General features: G+C 45.7%; 2 protein-coding genes. Both read left to right on the plus strand.

What is annotated here, in order from left to right:
* The first annotated feature begins 160 nt into the window (after window positions 1-160).
* Window positions 161-997, plus strand: coding sequence for a Cof-type HAD-IIB family hydrolase (locus AC805_RS16110; RefSeq protein WP_055076364.1), 837 nt, complete (start codon window positions 161-163; stop codon window positions 995-997).
* A 10-nt stretch (window positions 998-1,007) separates the two neighbouring features.
* Entirely contained in the window at window positions 1,008-1,952 is a 945-nt protein-coding gene (locus AC805_RS16115; protein WP_055076365.1) for an endonuclease/exonuclease/phosphatase family protein, read from the plus strand.
* The last annotated feature ends 11 nt before the right edge of the window (window positions 1,953-1,963 follow it).

Raw genomic sequence — 1,963 nt, forward strand, 5'->3', positions numbered from 1 at the left:
TGCCGCGCGGAGCGCGGCATCCCTCTTTTGTTTACAGTTGATGGCAGATATATAAGGATCTGGCAATACAAAGCCTATAAACTAAGAACGGTATTATAAAAAAGTAGGGTCACTTCATAGATTGATTCTATTTTTTTATAGAAAGTAAACAAAAAAACTCATGGCGCAAGACATTAAACTGATCGTGGTAGATATTGATGGCACGATTAGCGGAGATGCCAATCAGGTCAATGATGCGGTGAAGCAGGCGGTGAAAGCTGCTCAGGCAAAGGGAGTCAAGGTCGCGATCGCCACAGGGAGAATGTACCGTTCGGCTCTAAGATTTCATGAATTGATCGCCTCCGATATGCCCTTGATTTCCTATCAGGGGGCATTTATCAAGGATCCGAAAACTGGTGAATTAGTTGGACATTGGCCAGTGGAAATAGGACAGGCTTTAGCTCTCCTTGACGATCTAGGCGAATTTGCCACTAACGATAGATTGTCAATCCATATTTATGTAAATGACGAACTCTACGTTCGGAAAATGACCGCTCAGACGGAAGTCTATGCCAAGCGATCGAAGGTAGATGTTACAGTAGTTGGAGATTTGCGCGAATTTCTGATTAAGCAATGTCAAGAACAACCACCCACCAAGATTTTGGCTCTGAGTGATACCGCAGAGCTAGTCACGGAAATGCTGCGAGTCCTTAAGGATCGCTATACGCCCCAACAGCTCTATCTCACGAAGTCCGTGGCGACTTTCTTTGAGGCGACTAATCCGATCGCGAATAAAGGTACAGCCGTCAAGCACTTAGCTGAAAATATTTTGGGGCTAGATCGATCGCAGGTTTTAGCGATTGGCGATAATTTCAACGATCTAGAAATGATTGAATATGCGGGTATTGGTGTCGTGATGGGCAATGGTGCTGAAGGCTTAAAACCCTTGGGTGATTGGATTGCCCCCAGTGTGGAAGATGACGGTGTGGCCGTAGCGATCGAAAAATTCGTGCTATAGAGGGAATGTAATGCAGCGATCGCTTGTGAAAAGTTTGAGATCTTGTTTCTCTTGGCTAAGTCTAGGCAGCTTGATGGCGATCGCGGGTTGCTCAAGCCCTTTAGTATCTAAAGCCCTACCCGATCAAGTTCGCATTGGAACCTTTAATCTCGAAAATTTTGATGGGTTGAGCGAGGAAAAGGTTAATGTTGTGAGCCAAATTATGGAACGTAACTTTGATGCGATTGGTTTACAGGAAGTGAGTCCCCTAGCGGCAGAGAAATTGAAAGAAAGACTGAATAAATCTCAATCTTGGGAATTTATTTTAGGGGAATCAGGTGGTAAGCAGAGGATCGCCTTCTTCTATCGGAAAGAGGCGATCGCCGCTCAGAAAGTGACGGAATGGCAAAAGGTAAATATGACAGGAACTTTGCGATCGCCTCTCGTAACCTATGTTCAAGTTGGCAAAGATGGCAAGAAATTCGATTTTACTCTCGTGATCGTGCATCAAAAGGGTGGCAGTGGCAAGGATGCCGATCGTACTCGCCAAAACCAAAGCGATCTCCTACGAAAGGAGGTTGATAAATATCAACAGAATCCGCAATCCGATCCCGATCTGATTCTCGTCGGTGACTTCAACAGTCCTACATGGGCGGATCAAAACCGTGGTTTGCGCGATGCCCCTCTGACTTTTCTCACCCGTGCGATCGAAACCGATGCCCAAGAGAATTGTTTACAAAAACATGGGCAACCGAAAACTCCCGACGGTCGTCCCCGCTATTCCAATCGCGGTACTGGTTGTGTGATCGATCATATTATCGTTTCTAAAGCCCCTAAGGGAGCCGAGACTGAATATATTCCTCAATCAGTGCAGATTCTCGATCCGCAAAAAGATTTGGGCTTTGACAGCGATCGCACCTATTTTGCTAAGGTGTCCGACCATCTTCCCGTACGCGCAATTTTTCGGACAAATTAGTTGTCATAAGT

Origin of the sequence: Pseudanabaena sp. 'Roaring Creek', assembly GCF_001402795.1 — a bacterium.
Taxonomy (GTDB): domain Bacteria; phylum Cyanobacteriota; class Cyanobacteriia; order Pseudanabaenales; family Pseudanabaenaceae; genus Pseudanabaena.

What these genes read in the sequence shown, in the direction of transcription:
- AC805_RS16115 (WP_055076365.1), top strand. Translation starts at nt 1,008, where the DNA reads ATGCAGCGATCGCTTGTGAAAAGTTTGAGATCTTGTTTCTCTTGGCTA.
- AC805_RS16110 (WP_055076364.1), top strand. Translation starts at nt 161, where the DNA reads ATGGCGCAAGACATTAAACTGATCGTGGTAGATATTGATGGCACGATT.